The sequence below is a fragment of the Pseudomonas sp. LBUM1673 genome (genome assembly GCF_059695645.1).
The window spans coordinates 1,889,435-1,909,041 of the sequence record NZ_CP166780.1 but is presented as its reverse complement, the minus strand read 5'-3'; the positions used below and the strand labels follow the sequence as shown (position 1 = coordinate 1,909,041).

22 protein-coding genes are annotated in these 19,607 nt (G+C 55.0%); 8 read left to right on the top strand and 14 right to left on the bottom strand.

Annotated features, from left to right (window positions below):
* Positions 1-60: 60 nt before the first annotated feature.
* Positions 61-777 carry a FadR/GntR family transcriptional regulator gene (locus ACA044_RS08720; protein WP_497445999.1) on the bottom strand — a complete coding sequence of 239 codons (717 nt, stop codon included), beginning with the start codon at positions 775-777 and terminating at the stop codon, positions 61-63.
* 250 nt (positions 778-1,027) lie between these two features.
* Here ACA044_RS08720 and ACA044_RS08715 point away from each other — a divergent pair, with 250 nt between their 5' ends.
* Positions 1,028-1,900 (top strand): lipase family alpha/beta hydrolase, encoded by an 873-nt coding sequence (locus tag ACA044_RS08715; RefSeq protein ID WP_497445998.1) that lies wholly within the window; start codon positions 1,028-1,030, stop codon positions 1,898-1,900.
* A gap of 58 nt (positions 1,901-1,958) precedes the next feature.
* Here ACA044_RS08715 and ACA044_RS08710 read toward each other — a convergent pair whose 3' ends face one another.
* The 8 genes from ACA044_RS08710 to tmk form a co-directional block, all read right to left on the bottom strand.
* Positions 1,959-2,519, bottom strand: coding sequence for a DUF1285 domain-containing protein (locus tag ACA044_RS08710; protein ID WP_008067797.1), 561 nt, complete (start codon positions 2,517-2,519; stop codon positions 1,959-1,961).
* Positions 2,520-2,535: 16 nt separating this feature from the next.
* Positions 2,536-3,141, bottom strand: a complete 606-nt coding sequence (locus ACA044_RS08705; RefSeq protein ID WP_497445997.1) for a DUF4823 domain-containing protein — start codon at positions 3,139-3,141, stop codon at positions 2,536-2,538.
* A 240-nt stretch (positions 3,142-3,381) separates the two neighbouring features.
* Positions 3,382-4,350: a GTP 3',8-cyclase MoaA gene (locus tag ACA044_RS08700; protein WP_497445996.1), complete on the bottom strand. Its 969-nt coding sequence runs from the start codon at positions 4,348-4,350 to the stop codon at positions 3,382-3,384.
* Between the two features lie 139 nt (positions 4,351-4,489).
* Entirely contained in the window at positions 4,490-5,128 is a 639-nt protein-coding gene (locus ACA044_RS08695) for a TetR/AcrR family transcriptional regulator (RefSeq protein ID WP_007942012.1), read from the bottom strand.
* 392 nt (positions 5,129-5,520) lie between these two features.
* Positions 5,521-6,312: a TatD family hydrolase gene (locus ACA044_RS08690; protein WP_497445995.1), complete on the bottom strand. Its 792-nt coding sequence runs from the start codon at positions 6,310-6,312 to the stop codon at positions 5,521-5,523.
* 15 nt (positions 6,313-6,327) lie between these two features.
* Positions 6,328-6,684 (bottom strand): PilZ domain-containing protein, encoded by a 357-nt coding sequence (locus tag ACA044_RS08685; RefSeq protein WP_497445994.1) that lies wholly within the window; start codon positions 6,682-6,684, stop codon positions 6,328-6,330.
* A gap of 43 nt (positions 6,685-6,727) precedes the next feature.
* Positions 6,728-7,714, bottom strand: coding sequence for a DNA polymerase III subunit delta' (locus tag ACA044_RS08680; protein ID WP_497445993.1), 987 nt, complete (start codon positions 7,712-7,714; stop codon positions 6,728-6,730).
* Entirely contained in the window at positions 7,707-8,405 is a 699-nt protein-coding gene (gene tmk, locus ACA044_RS08675) for a dTMP kinase (protein WP_497445992.1), read from the bottom strand. Before tmk ends, ACA044_RS08680 begins: the two co-directional genes overlap by 8 nt.
* A gap of 351 nt (positions 8,406-8,756) precedes the next feature.
* Between tmk and ACA044_RS08670 the strand changes: the two genes are divergently transcribed.
* The 5 genes from ACA044_RS08670 (at position 8,757) to ACA044_RS08650 (ending at position 13,590) form a co-directional block, all read left to right on the top strand.
* Positions 8,757-9,512 carry a bacteriophage abortive infection AbiH family protein gene (locus ACA044_RS08670; RefSeq protein ID WP_497445991.1) on the top strand — a complete coding sequence of 252 codons (756 nt, stop codon included), beginning with the start codon at positions 8,757-8,759 and terminating at the stop codon, positions 9,510-9,512.
* Between the two features lie 467 nt (positions 9,513-9,979).
* Positions 9,980-10,405 carry a hypothetical protein gene (locus tag ACA044_RS08665; protein ID WP_497445990.1) on the top strand — a complete coding sequence of 142 codons (426 nt, stop codon included), beginning with the start codon at positions 9,980-9,982 and terminating at the stop codon, positions 10,403-10,405.
* A 1-nt stretch (position 10,406) separates the two neighbouring features.
* Positions 10,407-11,246, top strand: coding sequence for a hypothetical protein (locus ACA044_RS08660; protein ID WP_497445989.1), 840 nt, complete (start codon positions 10,407-10,409; stop codon positions 11,244-11,246).
* A gap of 487 nt (positions 11,247-11,733) precedes the next feature.
* Positions 11,734-12,021: a hypothetical protein gene (locus ACA044_RS08655; protein ID WP_497445988.1), complete on the top strand. Its 288-nt coding sequence runs from the start codon at positions 11,734-11,736 to the stop codon at positions 12,019-12,021.
* Between the two features lie 9 nt (positions 12,022-12,030).
* Entirely contained in the window at positions 12,031-13,590 is a 1,560-nt protein-coding gene (locus ACA044_RS08650; RefSeq protein ID WP_497445987.1) for a hypothetical protein, read from the top strand.
* 194 nt (positions 13,591-13,784) lie between these two features.
* On the opposite strand, the gene ACA044_RS08645 is transcribed toward ACA044_RS08650, so the two are convergent.
* The 3 genes from ACA044_RS08645 to ACA044_RS08635 all read right to left on the bottom strand — a co-directional run bounded on the left by ACA044_RS08645 (position 13,785) and on the right by ACA044_RS08635 (position 15,893).
* Positions 13,785-14,351, bottom strand: a complete 567-nt coding sequence (locus ACA044_RS08645; protein ID WP_497445986.1) for a hypothetical protein — start codon at positions 14,349-14,351, stop codon at positions 13,785-13,787.
* Positions 14,352-14,457: 106 nt separating this feature from the next.
* Positions 14,458-15,504 (bottom strand): hypothetical protein, encoded by a 1,047-nt coding sequence (locus ACA044_RS08640; RefSeq protein WP_497445985.1) that lies wholly within the window; start codon positions 15,502-15,504, stop codon positions 14,458-14,460.
* 26 nt (positions 15,505-15,530) lie between these two features.
* Entirely contained in the window at positions 15,531-15,893 is a 363-nt protein-coding gene (locus ACA044_RS08635) for a hypothetical protein (RefSeq protein ID WP_497445984.1), read from the bottom strand.
* Between the two features lie 27 nt (positions 15,894-15,920).
* On the opposite strand from ACA044_RS08635, the gene ACA044_RS08630 reads away from it, so the two are divergent.
* Positions 15,921-16,619, top strand: coding sequence for a helix-turn-helix domain-containing protein (locus ACA044_RS08630; protein ID WP_497445983.1), 699 nt, complete (start codon positions 15,921-15,923; stop codon positions 16,617-16,619).
* A 55-nt stretch (positions 16,620-16,674) separates the two neighbouring features.
* On the top strand, positions 16,675-17,856 hold the full coding sequence (locus tag ACA044_RS08625) for a hypothetical protein (protein ID WP_497445982.1): 1,182 nt from the start codon (positions 16,675-16,677) through the stop codon (positions 17,854-17,856).
* Between the two features lie 50 nt (positions 17,857-17,906).
* Here the strand turns inward: ACA044_RS08625 and ACA044_RS08620 are convergent, their stop codons facing one another.
* Both ACA044_RS08620 and ACA044_RS08615 read right to left on the bottom strand, forming a co-directional pair.
* A complete protein-coding gene (locus ACA044_RS08620) occupies positions 17,907-18,353 on the bottom strand; it encodes a hypothetical protein (protein WP_497445981.1) in 447 nt (148 codons plus the stop codon).
* Between the two features lie 116 nt (positions 18,354-18,469).
* Positions 18,470-19,522, bottom strand: a complete 1,053-nt coding sequence (locus tag ACA044_RS08615) for a DUF4062 domain-containing protein (RefSeq protein ID WP_497445980.1) — start codon at positions 19,520-19,522, stop codon at positions 18,470-18,472.
* Positions 19,523-19,607 lie beyond the last annotated feature (85 nt).

Sequence of the window (19,607 nt, the reverse complement as noted above, 5' to 3'; positions counted from 1 at the left end):
TCACTGTTGCCTGACACACAGCCTTCGCGAGCAAGCCCGCTCCCACAGGGTTCTTTGTTGTTAGCTGGCCTTCTTGTCGGCCATGACTTGGGGGTAGAAGCGCTTGATCGCCAGGTCGGCGTTATCGATCAGGGTCATGCAGGCCCACACACCCCGCGCAGCATCCCGGGCCGCGATGGCGTCGGCCATGTCTTTGTGAATCGGCAGGGTTCGGCGCAGTTCGTCCGGGTCGGCGGCAGACACTTCGAAAGACACCGCCAGCAGCGCGCCAAGGGCCGGGACCATTTGTTCAATGAATTGATTGTGGCTGGCGGCGAGGATGCACTCGTGAAAGAACTGGTCGGCGTGGTTGTAATCGATACCGCTGTCCACGGCCCGTTCCAGTGCGTTATAGGCCTGCAGCACCGCTTGCACTTGCTCCACCGTCGCCCGCTCGCAAGCCCAGCGCACGGCCATCGGTTCGATGGTACGACGCAGGTCGAGCAAGTCGTCGACGAAGTTTTCCGGCAAACCACTGCGCGACAGCCAGCCGACGACTTGCGGATCGAAGAGGTTCCAGCGTCGCACCGGTAACACCCGCGTACCCACCTTCGGCCCGACTTCGAGCATGCCTTTGGCGACCAGGGTTTTGATGGCTTCGCGGATGACCGTGCGGCTGACCCCGAGCTGCTCGCCCAGATCGGCTTCGACCTTGATGGTTTCGCCGGGCTTTACCTGGCCAGCAGCAATCCAACAACCCAGCCAATCGACCGTCGACGCATGAAAACTGCTGGACATGGGCACCTCGTCGACCGCTGATAAAAAAGAAACGACACAAAGCCGTTCGCGATGGGTACCCACGCTAATCATCATATGATTGGGTGTCAATTGGATTTTCAGCAGCCCTGCCAATACGGACATGACTGTTCGTCCGAATCCTGCTCGAAGCGCTTTGACCTATCCACTTTGTAAACTACGGTTAGCCGCAACAGATCAGGCAGTCAGTCGCCTCTGCTCCACTAAAATCCCCTATCGACAGGTAAGAAACATGGACATGGATGCGTCTACGAAATACCCCATTGTGTTGGTTCACGGCCTTTTCGGTTTCGATAAAATCGCCGGTTATCCCTACTTCTTCGAAATCGAGGAAGCCCTGGAACGCGCTGGCGCCCAGGTGTTTGCCGTCAATATTCCAACCGTCAACGGCAATGAGGAACGCGGTGAAAAACTGCTCGAACACGTTGACCGCATTTTGCGCGAAACGGGAGCTGCCAAGGTCAATCTGATCGGCCATAGCCAAGGTCCCCTGGCCGCACGCTACGTAGCAGCCCTGCACCCGGAAAAGGTCGCGTCGGTCACGTCGGTCAGCTGCCCCAATCACGGCTCCGAGATTGCCGACCAACTGCACAAGGCACTGACACCCGGAGAATTGCCCGAAGCGTTGGTACTGGCCCTGCTGGGAGCAGTCGGCACCTTTATTTCGTTGATCAGCGGCCACCCAGAAAACCCGGTGGACGCTGAAGCGGCTTTCGAGTCGCTGACCAGCGCAGGATTGGCCGCTTTCAATCGCAAGTACCCGCAAGGGGTGCCAAAGGTTTGGGGCGGCGAAGGAAACGAAGTTGAAAACGGCGTGTATTACTACTCCTGGAGCGGGATCGTGCAGAACTTCCAAAGCCTGCAACCACTCGACCCGAGTCATTTGAACACTGTCGTGCTGTCGAAGTTATTTTACAAAGAGAAGCGCGCCAATGATGGGCTGGTCGGCCGCTACAGCTCGCATCTGGGCAAAGTGATTCGCTCGGATTATCCGATGGACCACTTTGATGCAGTCAATCAGATGGCCGGGATCACCAGCTGGAACGTGAGCCCGGTCAGGCTCTACCTGGAACATGCCGAGCGACTCAAGAGCAAGGGTTTGTAAGCCCCAAAAAAACGGCCCGTCGAAATAACGGGCCGTTTCGTTTCCAAAGTTCAATCCACTATGGCTCAAGTCCAATAGGGAAAAACTCGCCACCGCTCCAGACGCCGAGCCAACGCTGCCCGTCGATTTCACGACTCACTGCCAGCTCCACCAGTTGGTAGAACACATTGCGGTGAATCAGCGCTTCAAGGTTGGTGCGTACATGCACGTACGGCGCGGGTTCCTGAGTTACCGGATCGATCACTACCCGCATAGGGTGCTCGGCGCCGGCATCGGCCGTTTCATCGACGTTGGTGGTAAAGCGCAAGACCTGGGCTTCACCCTCGCCTTCGACCTCCACGGCAATCGCCACGAACGGTGCGTCGTCGACCTTGATGCCAACCTTTTCGACCGGGGTAATCAGAAAGTAATCATCGCCGTCGCGGCGAATGATGGTGGAGAACAGCTTGACCATCGGCTTGCGCCCGATCGGCGTACCCAGGTAATACCAGGTGCCGTCGCGGGCGATGCGCATGTCGATGTCGCCGCAGAAGTCGGGGTTCCACAAGTGGACCGGCGGCAAGCCTTTGGTTTTGGGGATTTGCCCCAACAGGTCGTTGGCTTTTTGCGGGCCACTCATGGCGTTCTCCTTTGAATTACTGGTCGCTGAGCCCCAGCAGGCTACGAGCGTATTGCTCCAGCGGCGGGCCCAGCAAGTCTTCTGGTTTGTTGTCGTGGAACGTCAGTAAACCGCCACGACTCTTGATACGTGCAGTATCGATCAAATACTGGGTGCTGGTCTCGATCAACATGATCTGAATCACGCCGCTGTCGATCCCGAGACGATCCACGTGTTCCTGGTCGAGCCATTCGTCCGAGTTGCCGATGCGGTCGTCGGCCTTGGCAAAACGGGTGTAAAGCAGGTAATGGGCACCGGCGGCACGGGCTTCGCCCATGGCAGCGTCGAGGCCTTCCGGCGCGCGGGCGCGGCGGACCATCGGGAAATATTCGATAAAGCCGTTGAAGGCTTCTTCGGCCACCACGTTAGGTCGTGGGTAGGCACTGCCCGGCGGCGCGAAGGCGCCCTGAGCAATGTAGATGAACGAGTCCGGCTGAATGCGGAAGTTGTTCACACGACGACTGTCGCTGTGGTCCAGCAGCCCCGCATCGCTCATGTGGTAGCGAGTCCCTTCAGCCATATCGCTGACATTCATGCAGCCACCAAGCACCAAAACGGCCAGCAGCAAAACCAGGCTACGCATCCTACCCTCCAGAAGCCGGTGACGGAAAACCGGCGAATGGCCATGGGATGCAGCTTCCGCGCCAGTCCCTGGAACTCATATCATTTCAAGCGTGAACTGTGGCGAGGGGGCTTGCCCCCGTTCGGCTGCGCAGCAGTCGTAAAACCGATACATGCGGTGCTTCTGACACAAATGGAGAGAATGGTTTTGGGGGTCGCTTCGCGCCCCAACGGGGGCAAGCCCCCTCGCCACAGAGCCCGATCAGCCGCCGATGATTTTCATAATGGTCGCGCCACCGGAGAACGCCACGTCCTGTTTGTCCCCCAGGGCTTTGACCAGCAGTCGCTGCAAGGCCGGCAGCGCCTGATGACGAGGTTTGTCCAGCAAGTCGCCGACATAGTGGCGATTGCTCGAAGACAGGCAACCATGCAGCCAGCCAGTGGACGACAAGCGTAGACGCGAGCAGGTGCGGCAAAACGGGACGCTTTCGTTGGCGATCACGCCGAAGTGACCCAGCCCCGGAATCTGGTAACGCACCGCCGTGGCATCAACGGGTGCATCGGCCTGAAGGTACTCGTAGCGCTCGCCGATCAGGCTCAGCAACTGCTGAAGGCTGACGAACTGCTGCACAAAGGCGTTGGAGTCGCTGGCCAGGTGGCCCATGCGCATCAACTCGATGAAGCGCAACTCATAGCCGCGCTCCAGGCAATAATCGAGCAACGGCATCACCTGATCGAGGTTCTGCCCACGCAGCGGCACCATATTGACCTTGATCTTCATGCCGGCCGCTGCGGCCTGGTCCATGCCGTCGAGGACGGTCGCCAGATCACCGCCGCGGGCAATGCTGCGAAAAGCGCTGGCATCCAGGGTGTCGAGGGAAACGTTGATGCGCCGAATACCGGCATCCACCAGCAGCGGCAGCTTCTTGGCCAGCAACTGACCATTGGTGGTCAGGCTGATGTCCGCCAGGCCCATCTGCCCGACGGCGGTCATGAAGGCTTCGAGTTTGGGACTGACCAATGGCTCGCCACCGGTAATGCGCAAACGCTCGATGCCCGCCGCCTCGATCAGATAGGCTACGCCGCGTGCCATGGCCTCGGCCGACAACTCATCCTGCGCAGCCACCAGCCGCTTGCCGTTAGGCACGCAGTAGGTACAAGCGTAGTTACAAGCTGAGGTCAGACTGATCCGCAAATTGCGGAAACGCCTGCCTTGACGGTCAACGATCATGGATCACTCCGGCGAAAGAAGATTCGGACGCGCAAAACTTGACTTACAAATCAAGTTTTAGCAAGCCCTATGCCTGAGTATATTCCTGCGGTACTGCGCCATGTAGCTAAATCATGGCGCAATAAGGCAACTGAATGGTTCAGCTGCTCGGCGTGTCGGTGTCGCGTTTGCGCTTGTTGCCCATGCGCACGCCGATGTCCATCAGGAACTGGAAGAAACCTTCCTGATCTTCCAGCACGTTGCTCCAGAACGGCGAGTGATACAGCGCCACGGCGCCGTGTACCAGCGCCCAGGCCGCACAGTAATGGAAGTAAGGCGGCACGTCTTCGAGCTTGCCTTCGCTGATCCGGCCCTTGATCAGCAGGGTCAGGCGTTCGAAGTTCGAGGCGCGGATCTTGTGCAGTTCCTCGACCATCTCCGGCACCTGATTGCCCTTGACCACCTTTTCTTCCAGGCGATCAAACAACCGGTAGCGTTGCGGATCGCGCATGCGGAATTCGAAGTAGGCCCGGGACAGGGCTTCCTTGTCCTTATCGACATCGGCGGAATGCAACAGCTCGTTCAAATCGCGCTCGTAATCGAGCATCAGGCGCAGATAAATCTCCGCCTTGGATTTGAAGTGCTTGTAGATCGTGCCTTTGCCGATACCTACGGCATCAGCAATCATCTCGACGGTGACACTGTCTTCACCTTGTTCGAGGAACAGCTTGAGCGCGGTATCGAGAATTTCTTGCTCGCGGCGACGAAACTCACGGACCTTACGAGGTTCTTTATGCATAAGAAAAGGTCTGTAGGGGTCAAAATTCGAAGCCGCGTATTATGCCTAACTTACGCCAAAATGCACGGATCATCCGACCATATATGTGTTTCTTGATGAATTCGCACCAGCTCGCTTGCTGATGAGAACTCAACCGAAGCGCGCGTATTCCAAATTTGTTTAAAAACCCGACCGGCTAAACTGGACTCGGCGCAATACTGATCAATACTTCAACTGTCGGCGAGGCATCTCCCCCAAGTGTCGCGCCGATGAAGGTAGCGAAGGACCGCGTACCTTTGTTTTACTCCTAATGGTCTTAACCCGGATTCACCCCCCAGAACCCGGGTTTTTTTTGCCTGCGATTCAGGGGAAAAACCCGTGGGAGCTGCCGCAGGTTGCGATCCTTTCCAACGTTACGCCGATGTCCTGACATGCGCCAACGGAAACAACCGCCTGAAATTCTCAGTAGTTTGCTCGGCAAATCGCTCGTAGGACTCACCTCGCAACATTGCCAGAAATTCCGCTACCTCACGCACATACTGCGGCAGGTTCGGTTTGCCGCGATAAGGGATCGGCGCCAGGTACGGAGAGTCGGTTTCCACCAGCAATCGGTCAGCCGGCACCTTGCTGGCCACATCACGCAGGGCATCGGCATTGCGAAAAGTGACAATACCGGACAAGGATATGTAATACCCCATGTCCAGAGCAGCCTTGGCCATCTCCCAGTCTTCGGTGAAGCAATGCAGCACGCCCGCTTGAGGCAGCGCCGCATCGCGTAACAGTTCAAGGGTGTCGGCCCGAGCACCACGGGTATGGATGATCACCGGTTTTCCGGTCTGCTGAGCCGCGTGCAGGTGCAGACGGAACGATTCCTGCTGCAACGCTGCCGCTTCCGGCTCGTAGTGGTAATCCAGGCCGGTTTCACCGATCGCCACCACCCGCGGATGATTGAGTTCGCGCAACAGCCAATCCAGCGCCGGAGCGGCACCCGGTTGCACATCGAGTGGATGCACACCAACCGAGCAATCGACATCGTCATAACGTTCGGCCAGGGCTTTGACGTCGGCGGCGTTCTCGACGCTGACGCCAATGCACAGAAAGTGCCCTACCCCGCGCTCACGGGCCGCGTCGAGCGCGGCATCCAGGGAGCCGTCGTGGGCGGTGAGGTCGAGGCGATCAAGGTGGCAATGGGAATCTACGAGCATAAAAAGGGCTGCAACTTACATCGTATGAGTGGGACGGTCGGACTTCAGGGCTCCGGCCAGATGGGTTTCGATTCGACTGCGCGCGGTGTTGTCGCCTTCGTTGAACTGCACGCCGACCCCGGCGGCGCGGTTGCCCTGGGCACCTTTGGGGGTGATCCAGGTGACCTTGCCGGCGACCGGGATTTTTTCCGGTTCGTCCATCAGGTGCAGCAGCATGAAGACCTCATCGCCCAACTTGTAACTCTTGTTGGTCGGGATAAACAGGCCACCATTCTTGATGAACGGCATGTAGGCTGCGTAGAGCACGGACCTGTCCTTGATGGTCAAAGACAAAATGCCATTGCGCGGCCCCGGACTGACGGGTTCGTTCATGCTGACCTCCACTGTCTGATGATCAGAGTCTAGGCACAGACAGTCACTTCTGGGTAGGCAAGGATACCCATTGTACCAACAGCGCCTCCAGCAACAGCGCCGGATTGAGATTGGCTTTGCTCATCACTTTCTGACGCTGGGCGAGAATCCAGTCCTGGATATTCAGGACTTTATCCTGAGCAGCTTTCTGCGCCAGGTATTGAATCACCTTGCGCATGTCCGCCAGCCCCAGCCCTGCCTCATCCTGAGTCAACTGATAACGCAGGATCAGGCTCGACCAGTCGCAGAACCAGTCGAACAGCAGCAGCATGGGAATGGTTTTCCACTCTTCGGCCAGTTGCGTGGGCGATTGCTGCTGCTTGAGCAACTTCTTCACGCCCTCGACTACCAGCGCCCGCTGCTCGCGCACGCCCTGGGCCTGCAATTTGACTGCGGCCAGTGGCGAACCGGCGGCGAGGGTCAGCAGCTCTATGCGCTCTTCTTCCGAACAGTCCGGCAACGCCTTGACCAGCCACGCCAGGCTCATGGCCTCGCTCGGCAACGGACAGGCCTGCTGCACGCAGCGGCTCTTGATGGTCGGCAGCAGACGGCTGGTCTGGTGGCTGACCAACAGCAATACGGTATCGCCGGACGGCTCTTCAAGGCTTTTGAGCAAGGCGTTGGCGGCGTTGATGTTCATCGATTCGACCGGCTCGATCAGCACCACTTTGCGACCGCCCATCTGTGCGGTCTGGACCACGAAGCTGACCAGATCACGCACCTGATCGACCTTGATCGCCTTGTCCGCCTCTTCCGGCTCCAGAATGTAATTGTCGGGGTGACTGCCAGCCTTCAGCAGCAGGCAGGATTTGCACTCACCGCAAGCGCCCTGTGCGGTCGGACGCTGGCACAACAAACTAGCCATCAACCGCTCGGCCAGCGCACGCTTGCCGATCCCGGCCGGGCCATGCAGCAAATAGGCGTGAGCGTGCTGGGCACGACCGGCCAATTGCTGCCAGAGACTGTCCTGCCACGGATAGGCTTCAGCCACGGGTCAACTCCAGCAGACGTGGCAGCAAGGCATCCAGAGACTGCTGAACCTGCGCCAGCGGCTGAGCGGCATCCACCAGGACATAACGCGCAGGATCCGCTTTAGCACGCTCGAGGAAGGCGCTACGCACGGCATCGAAGAACGTTCGCCCTTCCAGCTCGAAGCGGTCCAGGCGACCACGGGCGCTGGCGCGGGCCAGGCCCACTTCTACAGGCAGATCGAAGATCAGCGTCAAGTCCGGGCGCAGATCGCCCTGGACAAACGTTTCGAGGGTCGCGATGCGCTCCAGCGACAAACCGCGACCACCGCCCTGATAGGCATAGGTCGAATCGGTAAAACGATCGCACAGCACCACCGCGCCACGGGCCAGCGCCGGGCGGATCACCTCGGCCAGATGCTGGGCTCGCGCGGCGAACACCAGCAATAGCTCGGTATCGGGGTTCATGACCTCATCGACCGGTGCCAACAGCACGTCGCGGATCCGCTCGGCCAGGGCCGTGCCACCGGGCTCCCGGGTCAACACCACCTCGATCCCGGCAGCGCGCAGACGCTCGGCCAGGTATTCGCGATTGGTGCTCTTGCCGGCGCCGAAAAACGCTATGGGGGAAGATGTAAACCGACGCTCCTTCCATTTTCGGAAAGCCGAAAACGGAAAAAACACCGCAAACATTAGGTTGAAAAATCGACTCAAGAAAAGTAATCCGTGAAAAATACGAAAAATGTAAACCTAGCCAGATATCGGCAAAAATCACAGGTGAAATGTAAACCTGACAACCGAATCGCCGTCCGATTCATGCTTCCTCGTCGGCGACAAATGTAAACCTACACCAAAAATGGAATCGGGAGGTTACTGAGAACCTCATCACTTCGAGCGAGCGCAGCATTCTACTCGATAGGCGCATTCCCTTGCCCCTCCTAATATTTCGCATCCAATCTGATTATTTTCGCGAAAGCTTTCGCTGCCTGGAGTGAAGTTTGTAAAGATCCCCAACTGAAGTTCTCTCGCCCCCCCCCCCCCGCAGGAATGCCCAAGATGCCACGCATGGACGCTACGACCCTATACATCATTGGCAACGGGTTCGACCTTCATCACGGATTGCCCACAAGCTACTCAGACTTCAAGGCATACCTGGAAGTGGCCGATCATGAAACCCATGACTGGGTGCAAAGCTATATACCTGCCGACGGGAAATGGGCAAATCTGGAGCAGGCCCTGGCTGAGTTGGACATCGACAACATCGTGTCCGACATGGAGTGTTTTCTGGGGTCGTACGCAGATGATGAGTGGAGCGATGCGGGCCACCATGACTTTCAGTATCAGGTCGATCGGGTTGCTGAGGGGCTTTCCAAGACATTGCAGGGGCGGTTTGCGGACTGGGTGCGATCTATCACGATGCCTGACCGATCCAATATCAGTGGCCTGCTGCAAACCCTGGATGTAAACGCCACCTTCCTTACATTCAATTACACCAGCACGCTGACCCAGCTTTACGATGTTTCAGCAGAGAACATCCTGCACATACACGGTGAGTCCGCCGATCCTGATGCAAAAATCGTCTTGGGGCATGCGTGGTCTGCCGAAGAACGGCCACTGCTTTATGACAGTGTCGACCCGGAGTCGGCAGACCATCGGCTGCTTGAAGCATTTTCGACACTGGATGATTTTTTCAGTAGCACTTTCAAGCCCAGTACAAAGATCATTTCTGACAATCTGAGTTTCTTCGACAACCTCGATGCGATCGAGCAGGTGGTCGTGCTCGGGCATTCGATCTCGCCGGTCGATAGCGCCACTTCCTAAGACTGATCGAAGCGTTCAATGGCAGGGAGGTTCGCTGGACGATAGCGCTGCGTCCCGACAGCGATGGCGGGGAACTCATGGATAACCTGAAGCGAATGGGCGTATCTCATGACCTGATTAGCCGAGTGCTTTGGTCTCAGTGCTAGCTATTAACGCCGGCCTGATCCTTTACGAAGTTGCGCCGGCAAGTACAGCCTGCAGGTACCCCCCCCTGAGCATCTGATCTGTGGTGTTCGTTCAGGTAGGCATCGGGTCATCGTCCAGCGAGCCGCACCAGGACAGCAAAGGCGCCAGCATCGCTGCTGACTTTTGTCTTCCCATGCGCTCGGCAACACGCAATAGCAAGAAAGCTGGAATCCAAGAAACCTGGCGAGATTGCGCCTCTGGTAAGACGCCCTCAAGAGGTTTGCAGGTCACGGCAATGTGCCATAATCCGCACTCGTTCGAACCACTGATAGGGATACAACGTGACCGATCTGCAGCAAGTCAAAGAGTCGATTAAAGTCGTTGCGAAGGAGTACTGGGAGACTCATAAAAAGCCGCTGCTACTGAGCAACCTTCCTGCCGTGCTCGAAGCCATGGCACCGAACTTCAAATCCATCATCGGCCCACAAAACATCAAGTCGTTCATCAAAGACTACGCGGCGGAAATGGATGTCAGGCTGATCGAGCATGCCACTCACAGGGCAAAAGTGGCGGTTGCCCCTTCGAATGCAAGCTTTGATTTCCCCACCGAAAGCGCGGGAGAGAGCAAAACTCACAAGACACCTCGCTCAGCCCTGAAAGGCGACAAAGCAGTGCTCACGCTTCTCCACTCGCTCACGTCCTTGTCTGACCAAGAGCTTGACCGGGTCATTATCCCCGTCTCTGTACTCGTAAAAATGATCAAGTGATATGCGCTGCACAATCATTTTGGTCTCAGATGACCCGGGTGCGTGCGGGCTGTTCGACAGGGAAAAGGAAGCATTGATCCCGCGCTCGCTACGTGACATTGAGAGAGTCAAAGCAGTCGGCTTCGATTTCTCCACCAACATTTATAACCCCTCGACCGCAAAATTCCCGCTTGATCAGCATGTGCTTCATGTCGCAAAAAAAGCTCAAGGCGTCGCTGTCCTGTGTGACAGCCGATATCACCACCTAGCCGCATCGGTTTCCAACGCCTGCTTCGTGACAAAAGTGGAGCTAAATTCCGAAGTGAGCAGCTACAAAAACATAATTCAGGCCGCCATCACCCGCATGGTTAAAAACCTGGCTCACGTCTATACGCACATGCGTGATGCCGGCAGCCGCAATGCATTGCAGCTTCCGTTTAGGAACTTCATTGCGAAGGAATTGATGACGCTGCAGGAGCTGTTCGCCCACAGCACGCTGGCCTCGGAATTTGTCCAGACTCTTGATCAAGCCATCAGCGACTTGAATCGGCGCAGGATGCCCAAACGCAAAGAGGACTACCCAGACAAGTACTATGTAGATGACAACGACAGCTTTTTTTCCTACGGAAAAGAGCATCATTCCGAATTAGAGTCCGGCGCTCCACATCAGCCACTGTGCGTGCTCAATGGAAACTTCAGATTCGGCTACAAAATCGTCACCAACGAACACTATAACGTGTCAAAGGATAAGGGACGGAACGGGACAATATCCGGGCACTTTAGAGATTGCCATGACAGGATAGTGGAAGTAAGGGAGAAGTCGCACGTCAACATCTTTTCAAACGATTACTGGACGGCTTAGGACTAGAACGAAAAAGCGGGCCCAGCATATACGAATGGGGGCCCGCTTTTCTCGCGATATCTAGCTACGCATACCCTTCGCTGAACGCGGTAACAAGTGATAGCCACGCTAAACCTAAGTTCTGGTGACGTTCCCGGCTACGGACATCCACGGTGCCTGACCAGCCTCCAGTTTTTCATGGATCCCAGTCTGGGCGAAGAGGTTAGTAGATAACCTACCCATAGGTTACACGATCGCGGCGTGACGTGCACCCCTACGAGAGAATTTCATGCTTGCGTAGCTCCGACTGCTCATCACAGGGTTTGCGCCCTCCTCGACCATCCCGCATCACCAGCGCATTGTTCACAGCTGTACCAAGCCTACTCTACAGGCTCTGCGCGTTAGCATGAAGGGAGCGAAGCAGTCATTAAATCTGCCTACCCTGGTTTTTCCCCCATGATTTTGTACTTTTGATCGCGCCACTTTGGCACTATCAGAGGACACACCGATGAGCATTTTGCTATCCACCCGATGCGCTGAGAAAGCCCTTCGCTCGACCAGCGCCGTTTACCACATAGTCAAAGCAACCTACCAGCACGGCGAAGAGACTGTCATCAACGAGATGGCTAGGCGGATCAGAGATAACACCGGTGTTGGCTACGGCGAAGCTGTTACGACCGCCGCGACCCGTCACGAAGAGATCATGAACCTTTCGGAAAAGGGCGCAGAGTACAAAGCACTCAGCGAAGACCTCACTCGTGCCAACTCGGTACACCCCACTCCACTGCCAGCCTGAGACGTCACAATGAAAGAGCAATCAGATGAGCTTCTGAACGAGCTGCAGAAAGCTGAGTTGGCCGAGCTGAAAAAGTCTCTAAAGCATGCGTCCGATCCCTTGAGCTCCGACGCCCTGCTTAGCTTTGAGGAGCTGGAATTTCGCACGCTGACTTGGCGCTACCCGCTTGCTGGTGCCTGCAAAGGTGTGGCGGAGCACATCGTCCACCACCTGCTCGATGATACCGATAAGACAAGGATTTTTGCCTCCCCGTATGATCTTGGAAATTCGGAGCTGCTCGATGGTAAATCGGTGCGTCAAAGCTCTCTGATTGCTCACCTTGAGACAATCAAACCCTTGGCGTCTGGCGCAGTGATTCAGAACATAGACAGTGTCGTCAAAGCGCTCAAACGCGTGATTAAGGATCTGACTAGACGCGAGTTCCAGGCCTTCACTGAGGCCTCGCCAGCCTTTCCTGACAGCCAAGCGAACCATTCGTTTGCAACCAAAGCTTTGTGCACGCTGTATCGCTACCGCATGTGGGAACCCAAGATCTACAGTCGCTACGCCATTGCGGAGGCAGCCGACCGATGGAATTTAGAATTGCGCGACCTCTCCCCGCTGAAGTGGGATGACGATACCGCCCGAACTGGCGTGGCGCTCTACTCGGACTTGAAACAGAGCCTGACTTTCGGCATGAGCAGTCAGGAGGTGAGCAGCATCCTGCCCACAATGGAGCGTGTTGCTAACCGTTTTGCGCAAAGCGGGTTTGCCTCCACGCAAGTGCTGTTGTTGTATCCGGGCAATCCAGGCATGAATCACCTGACAATCAAGCAAGATGACCTGGCTTCCCACCTACCACTGGGCAGCAGTAGACGAGCGAACAGACTCGATATTGATCTGTATGTAGGCCTCGTTCTAAGGGAGGTTAAGCTTCGCATCCTAGGTAAAGCGTCGCTCAATAAGCTTTTAATACACGGCGACGCGCACTTGCCAAAATGTGTCGATTGGTCGCCGGAAACGCTAATGGAAGTGATCATGGCCCTCCGAGCGCGGGACTGGGACGGCTTCCGACTCAGGATCGCCAGGCTGCTGGGTCACAACTACTCCGACGCAGAGCTTAACTGCGCCTGGGATCGGCACTTGAAATTGACCTGGATCGTTAAAAGCCCTTGGGACGAGGATCCCACCTTTAACTGTCTGGAAACATTGGCAGCCTTCATCACATGCTTAGGGAAAAATGTCGAATCGGTACGCACCAAGGCTTATTGGTACGGAAAAACAACCAGCTCGAACAACCCCCTTCTTTATCTCGATCAGGTAAAGGATTTTCAAAGCATCGACCGGATTCCTGAGCACTACCTTGAGTTCTGGTTCCGGCGGTACACGCTGATGGTATGCAGGCTCGTCGGGCGAGAGGATCTCTGGCGCCATCAGAACGACCTCGAACAATTCGAGGGTGAGCGTATCGCCGCAGTGCTTGATACCTATGACATTTTCACTGCGGCCAAAATGCTCAATACCTATTTTGACTACGTGCCCGACATTGCCGGCCCGCGAGAAGAGATACGGCTCACGTTACAAGGCTAATCCGCGAGCCCGGCATAAGCGTGCGGCGACCCCATCTACAGAACCCCAGCTTTGAGGGCGATGGTCTCGGCAACGTGTGCTGCCCGGACGGTTACGATTCATCTTTCCGGCAGGGCAGGTGGGGCCGGTCGATCTCGACAAAGGCGAGAAACCCACCCGGCGACAAGGCTGGCGCAAAGATCGCCCCAAAGGTCTCAGTCGAGCGAGGCACGACCCAACGAAAATTCGCTTCGCAGAGCCATTGGTACGCCGTCTTCGAAAAACTCAACAGAGGCCCGATTTTTTGAGCCATCGATCAGGATGAACGCTCCCAACAGATAACCGCACACGTGTTCAGGCTGAACCTTGCCATCGTATGACCACACATCATCAAAGCTCCTTTTGGTCAGCGCCATGAGTCGCAGCCTGTCCGAGCGTACCCGCTCAGCCGTTTTATCGGGTTTTGCCATTTCGATGGCAATGAGATTGTCTCTACCCTGCTCCCCACGACTGTGCAATATGAGGTCGCAGGTAACGGGGATAACTTCAAGCTCGCCGGACAGAATAGTCTTGATTCGACCATTCTGTTTTCGGTTGTATTCCGCATCAGCGTAATACGCCTGAAGGTTATAGCTGGCCAGCAACATTTCGAACTGAATGCCTAAACGTGCGCAGAGGTGTCGTTCGGAAGCACTGTTGCTAATACTCGACGCGTCCTTTATCAAGAACTGCTCGAAAGCGGCAGTGAAAAGTTCGTACAAAACCTTCCGAGAAATACCCACAATTACTCTCCTTTAACAGCCGCCGTGAAGCTTCGCAGACACCTTCGCACCTAACCACCTTAATGCGAGGACACTTTTAGAGCGGGGGCGCCGCTCCCCAAGCACATTAATCTTTCTCTTCCACCTCATCGAATGATGCAGGCATGTATTGATAGCCCATCAGATTATTATAGGTACCCATCGAATCATTAACCACAAACTTTCCTCCTAACAAATAGCTTGGAAGCAAACGTTTTCTGACTTCAACAGCAAACAAGTTAAGCGCATAAACCATGTTACAGTGAACCTTGAACAAGTCACTGCGCCATGCATCGCTCTCTTCATACATCAATTGATATACCTCTTGAGAGCGCCAAGTCTGCTTCCAACTTTTATCCTGATACCACCATTTTTGGTCAGGACTTAGCGCAGCATGATTAGAATTTGTAAAGTGTTCCACGAGCGCATCAACCCTCTTAGCTAACTCAGTAATTGCACTCTCCAGTCCAACGTCCGCCCCCGGAAAATCCGTTCGAAAAACAAGACTGGTGAATTCAGAGAAATCGTCAATAAGTTGCCCCTCAATACTGCCCGCGATCAGGTTGTCACTGACGTTCATCCAATAATGCAAATACAGCCGTCCTGTGGCTTGATCGAGCAAGTGGGAATAAATAGTATCGGCAGCACTCTTAACCTCCCCCAAGGCCCCGAGTAAAAGCTCGATTACGTCATCAGGTAGAGAGAACAACTTCGCTTCGAGCTGACTGGCGACGTACACTTCAGCATGTGTTAATCCATGAGCTGTTTTCAGCTCCTGAACAGCTGTATATATGTACGGCGGCGCTCCGCGAAATTTGTCATTGAGCACAAAGAAAAATTCTTTGACTGAAGACGTTTTCTCCCAATACCCCTTAAGGGTCGCGAAGTCGTGCTTCATTTTAGCGATAGCATTTTCAGTGTTGTTGGGAAGATCCTCCGGCGCGTAACACTGATAATATCGCCCGCCTCCCGACACCCAACCATCATTACCCCGATCGCCTATATTCCCATGTGGTTTAACCGCTTTAAATCCAGGATCGCTATAGCTCATTATTTTGACGAAGAGATCTTCGTATTTCTGTCCGTCAGCCTCATGCACGAGGAGTTTGAATTTTGTACGCTGCATCGCCGACATCAGGAGACTCTCCAACACATGGTTAACTAGGCACAATCTCTGCAAATCATACGCATAGACAACAAAGCCCAGCGCACACTGGCAACTGAAAGATCAGGCCGCTTACGCGTTAAGGCGTTTGGGGTATCGCTTGCGTATTTCAATCCGTTCCAATCGTCCCGCAGCTCTCTACCGGCGCTGAAGCGTAATGCTGGCTCAGACCCGCTGCGGCAGGCATTCTGACTGGAATCACGCAAAGACCCAACGGCCAATAAAGATTTTCCGATCCTTTTTAGCCAGCTCCTTGATAACTGGAAACCGTCATCAAGGTCAGGGATGAAGTCACGCACGACCACTGCCTTGTCGGGCACCTGTCGTGTTGCGTCATTCACCGTTTCTTCATCATCCACCCACCGACAACCTGATGGAGCTAAACCATGGATACCACCAACACCACCGGCCAACCACGCATGCTGAACCTTGACGAGTTTGCTGCCCTCATCCGGAAAATGCGGGAGATTTTTCAATGGTCACAGGAGACTCTCGCGGAGCTGGCGGGCCTCAATGTACGGACTATCCAGCGTGTTGAAAACGCAAAATCCGCAAGCTTCGACACGCGCCGCGCACTGGCTAGAGCTTTCGAAATAGTAGATATCGACGCGTTCAACAAGCCTTTCATCATTCCCACTGAAGAAGAAATCAAGAAAGAGAAGGACAAATTCGAACGCGACTACGTCACGCTGCCAGCGCTCCCCCTGACTACGGGGCATCAACTAGCGAAGCTCGCAGAAACTTCCAAGATGGACATTTCCCAGCCTGGATTTGAGATGAAGCGTGAGGCGCACGAGGTTTTCGCATCGCTCGTAGACTACTTTCGTGATTATCGAGATTGTGCAAGCGAGTATTCGGAAAGCAGCAAGTTTGCAATTTACGACGAGATGCAAACTTTGCTCGATGAGCTGCAACGACTCCAGGTTTCACTCCAGTACGCAACTCGCGAGGTGCGTCTAAAGTTCGCCGCAGATCAGAAAGACGCAAAGCCGTTGAACGTCAACGTGTCGTACTTGATAGCTTTCGAGTGGGGCAGTGCCCCAGCAGAATTCGCAGTGTCGAAAAAAATGAATTTTCCTGGCTAACTTGCTACGTTCCGGGGCCTAAATCGTTATCCCGAAGTCAAAAAAGAGACGTGCCATGCCTGAAAGCATCATTTATCTGGACAGCAATGACTATTCAGCGCTCAGCAAAATGCATCTGACGGAGTCAGAAGCACAGGTTCGCTTAAAACTCCTGTCGCTCAAAGCGTCAGGCAATGCTGTCTTCGCTTTTTCAGGAGCACATATTTCAGAAATGGCGCCGATGGATCAGGCGTATGCCGATGCCGCCATTCGGCGTACGGGACTCTTGAGAGATCTATGTGAACGAAACGCAATGATCTCGTTCGACCGATTGATCAAGGCAGAACTTGAGAGTCTGGTGGCCCATCGTGCCGACCGGATCCAGGCCATGGACGCAAACGGCCAATGGTTCCCCGAGTTTGGTGCACTAGTAAGTCCGCTGGACAGTCTTGATGTCGCTGGCACCTTGGATAAACAGGCTCAAGACGCATCGCTCAATCGAAAGGGGCGCCGCGCTCTCAGGGCGACCACATTGAGCAAGTCAGGCAATTTTCGATCGAATTTGAACCACTTCGGAAAGCCAAATCTTGATGAGTTTGTTGAAACGTTTCCGATGCGGCCAAAGGACGCTCAAGTGCTTCATAATTTTGTGATGGGGAAAGCAAGCCGGAAAAAAGCTGATGAGGCACTTCTGGAAAGCCTCCGTGACCCGACCTACATGGCACAGTGGTTTCGGGAGCACCACCATAAGCTGGGAGCAATTGGTGAGTGGGTGAGGCGCCCGGCGCAAAACTTGATCACGACGATGGAGACGAACTTTGAAAAGCTACGCACCGTGCTGACCAGTATGCCTGCAGACGAGCGAGCAACCACATTGAGCAGTTTCAATAATAGCTTCTGGGTCAAAGCTCAGAATGAGGGCATTCTTGATATCGTCAATCAACTGCTCTCAACTTGGCTACCAGACGCTCCACCCTGCAAAGATATTTCCCTTGTCGACGAGTACTGTCCGGGTTTGTCGACATGCCTGCGAGGGCTCTACAGCTCGGTTCGCAACTCCTTCGGAACGGGAACCCGAGTAATGAAGCACAGCGATTTCGTCGATGTTATCCACGCGCTTTACGTGCCCTACGTTTCATTCTTCCGAGCTGATGCGTACATGGCCAGCATACTGCAGCCGCTCGCCAAGCGCTTTGGGACACAGGTTCATTCATCAACGGGATCTTTGATTAAGGCGTTGGAAACTCGGCAGCCTTAACCAAAGATTCGAAGATGGCGAACAACTAGTGGGTAGCTAGTTCGACCCGCTCACTCTTTCGCCAGCGCTGTGGGGTGGCTTCCTCGCAAGCCCGATATCGCCAAGCCTAGACTCCACTTGATCTTATCAATGGCCTTGTATGTCGGTACCCAGTCCAGCGCCAAATGGTATTGATGCTTAAGATTCTCACTGTACCCCTCCAGTCTCCGACGAGTCCTCTCGTTCAAGTCAGGGTTGAGTAGCTTGAGGGTAACGTCCAAACGACGTTCTTCGTATTGCGCTTTCCACTTATCGCGGAGCATGGCGTGAACAAACGGCATGACGGCCAAAACGCCTAAATTGACCTGCAGAGCGAGACACGCGGTGTCGACTGTCAAAATCCCCTGGTGATTGAGTGCGAGAAGCGATATGACGGGCATTGAGGCGCAGGCAACGACGAATTGCGCCCTCCCCGGCACACCAATGAGCGCCTGGCTGAACGGATGGTATTTGATCATCTTTGTTTCGCCCCCTATGAATGGTCGATTGAAAGAATTACAGATACCTCGCAGAGGGCCAAGTCAAAAACAGTGCTAGAAAATCGCCACGGTGCCAACGTTATGACTCAAGTCTCTCATGTAGAGGAGTTAAGCTTTCGCCCGAACTGGAACGTAACATCCTCAAGCCAGCGACTGTAGGCGGCCTGTGAAGCCGGAATCATTAACTGGCGCTCCTCAAGGCTCTGCTCTGGACGATGGGGCATCGAAAAGCTTCTGCTGGAGCCCGTTGGTGGCTCAGCAAACTGCTTATGGGCCACACCATACAAACCGAGCTGGAACCACCCGCCCTTCCCTTCGTTTAAAACATCAAAAGCTGCCTGCGCCGCCTTCCTCACAAAAGAGGGAGAGATGTAGTAGGAGTTGAAGGGGTTGCTGGATGTATCGGGGTTGACCAGGGAAATCGACAACCAGCTCATGCCGGTATCATGGTGCCTCCACACCACTCCTTTCGTGTCCAGGCCCGTAAGTTCGGCGTTATCAAAATCTTCATAACCTGCCTTGAGCGTGCTCAGTCCAGCTTGGCAGAGCTTCAAAAAGAAGGCGTCATGCTGGGTATGTACGATGCGCAAAGTTCCCGTCGTTGCGGGTTGCGGCAGAAAGGCAAGTTCAAGGCGCGCCTCTTCATTACGGTAGCTCCTGCGCCCGTCACCATTTTTCTGCTGTAACCGCTGGACGAAGTCTTGCTCTGTAATGGCTTGACGGCTGACAGTCAGCTGATTGAGGGCCCAAATGATTGAGTCCGAAAGCTCATGTTCGTTCGTAAAGGTTGCTCGAAACAAACCATCAACATAGTCGGAAACTTCCCAGCGGAAGTCTGCTTGGGGGCCTTCGGCAGGAGCGTCCTGCAGAAATGCCAGAATCCGCTTCCCGCCAGCTTTGGCTCGGCGAAATTCTTGCTGCGTTACCGACTCCCCACTGCTGGTTTGAAAGCCAAAATCCGATCCAAGAATGAGCACTACCACATCTGCCTGGTCGACCTCGGTCATGCAGGCCTCCTGGGAGGAATAAGGCCTTGCGCCGAAGTCCTCGCACATCACTGGAGTATGACCGAGCAGTGAGACAGCCTTCCTGGCTGCCGCGCGATATGGCTCAAAATTGCGTACAACGGAGCTGACGAACACCTTCATAGGGATCCCCGATCAATGCTTGCGCGTTCAGATTTTTAGAGCACCGTTCATCATACCGTTTGGCCAGCGTGCAGTGTCAGCGCCG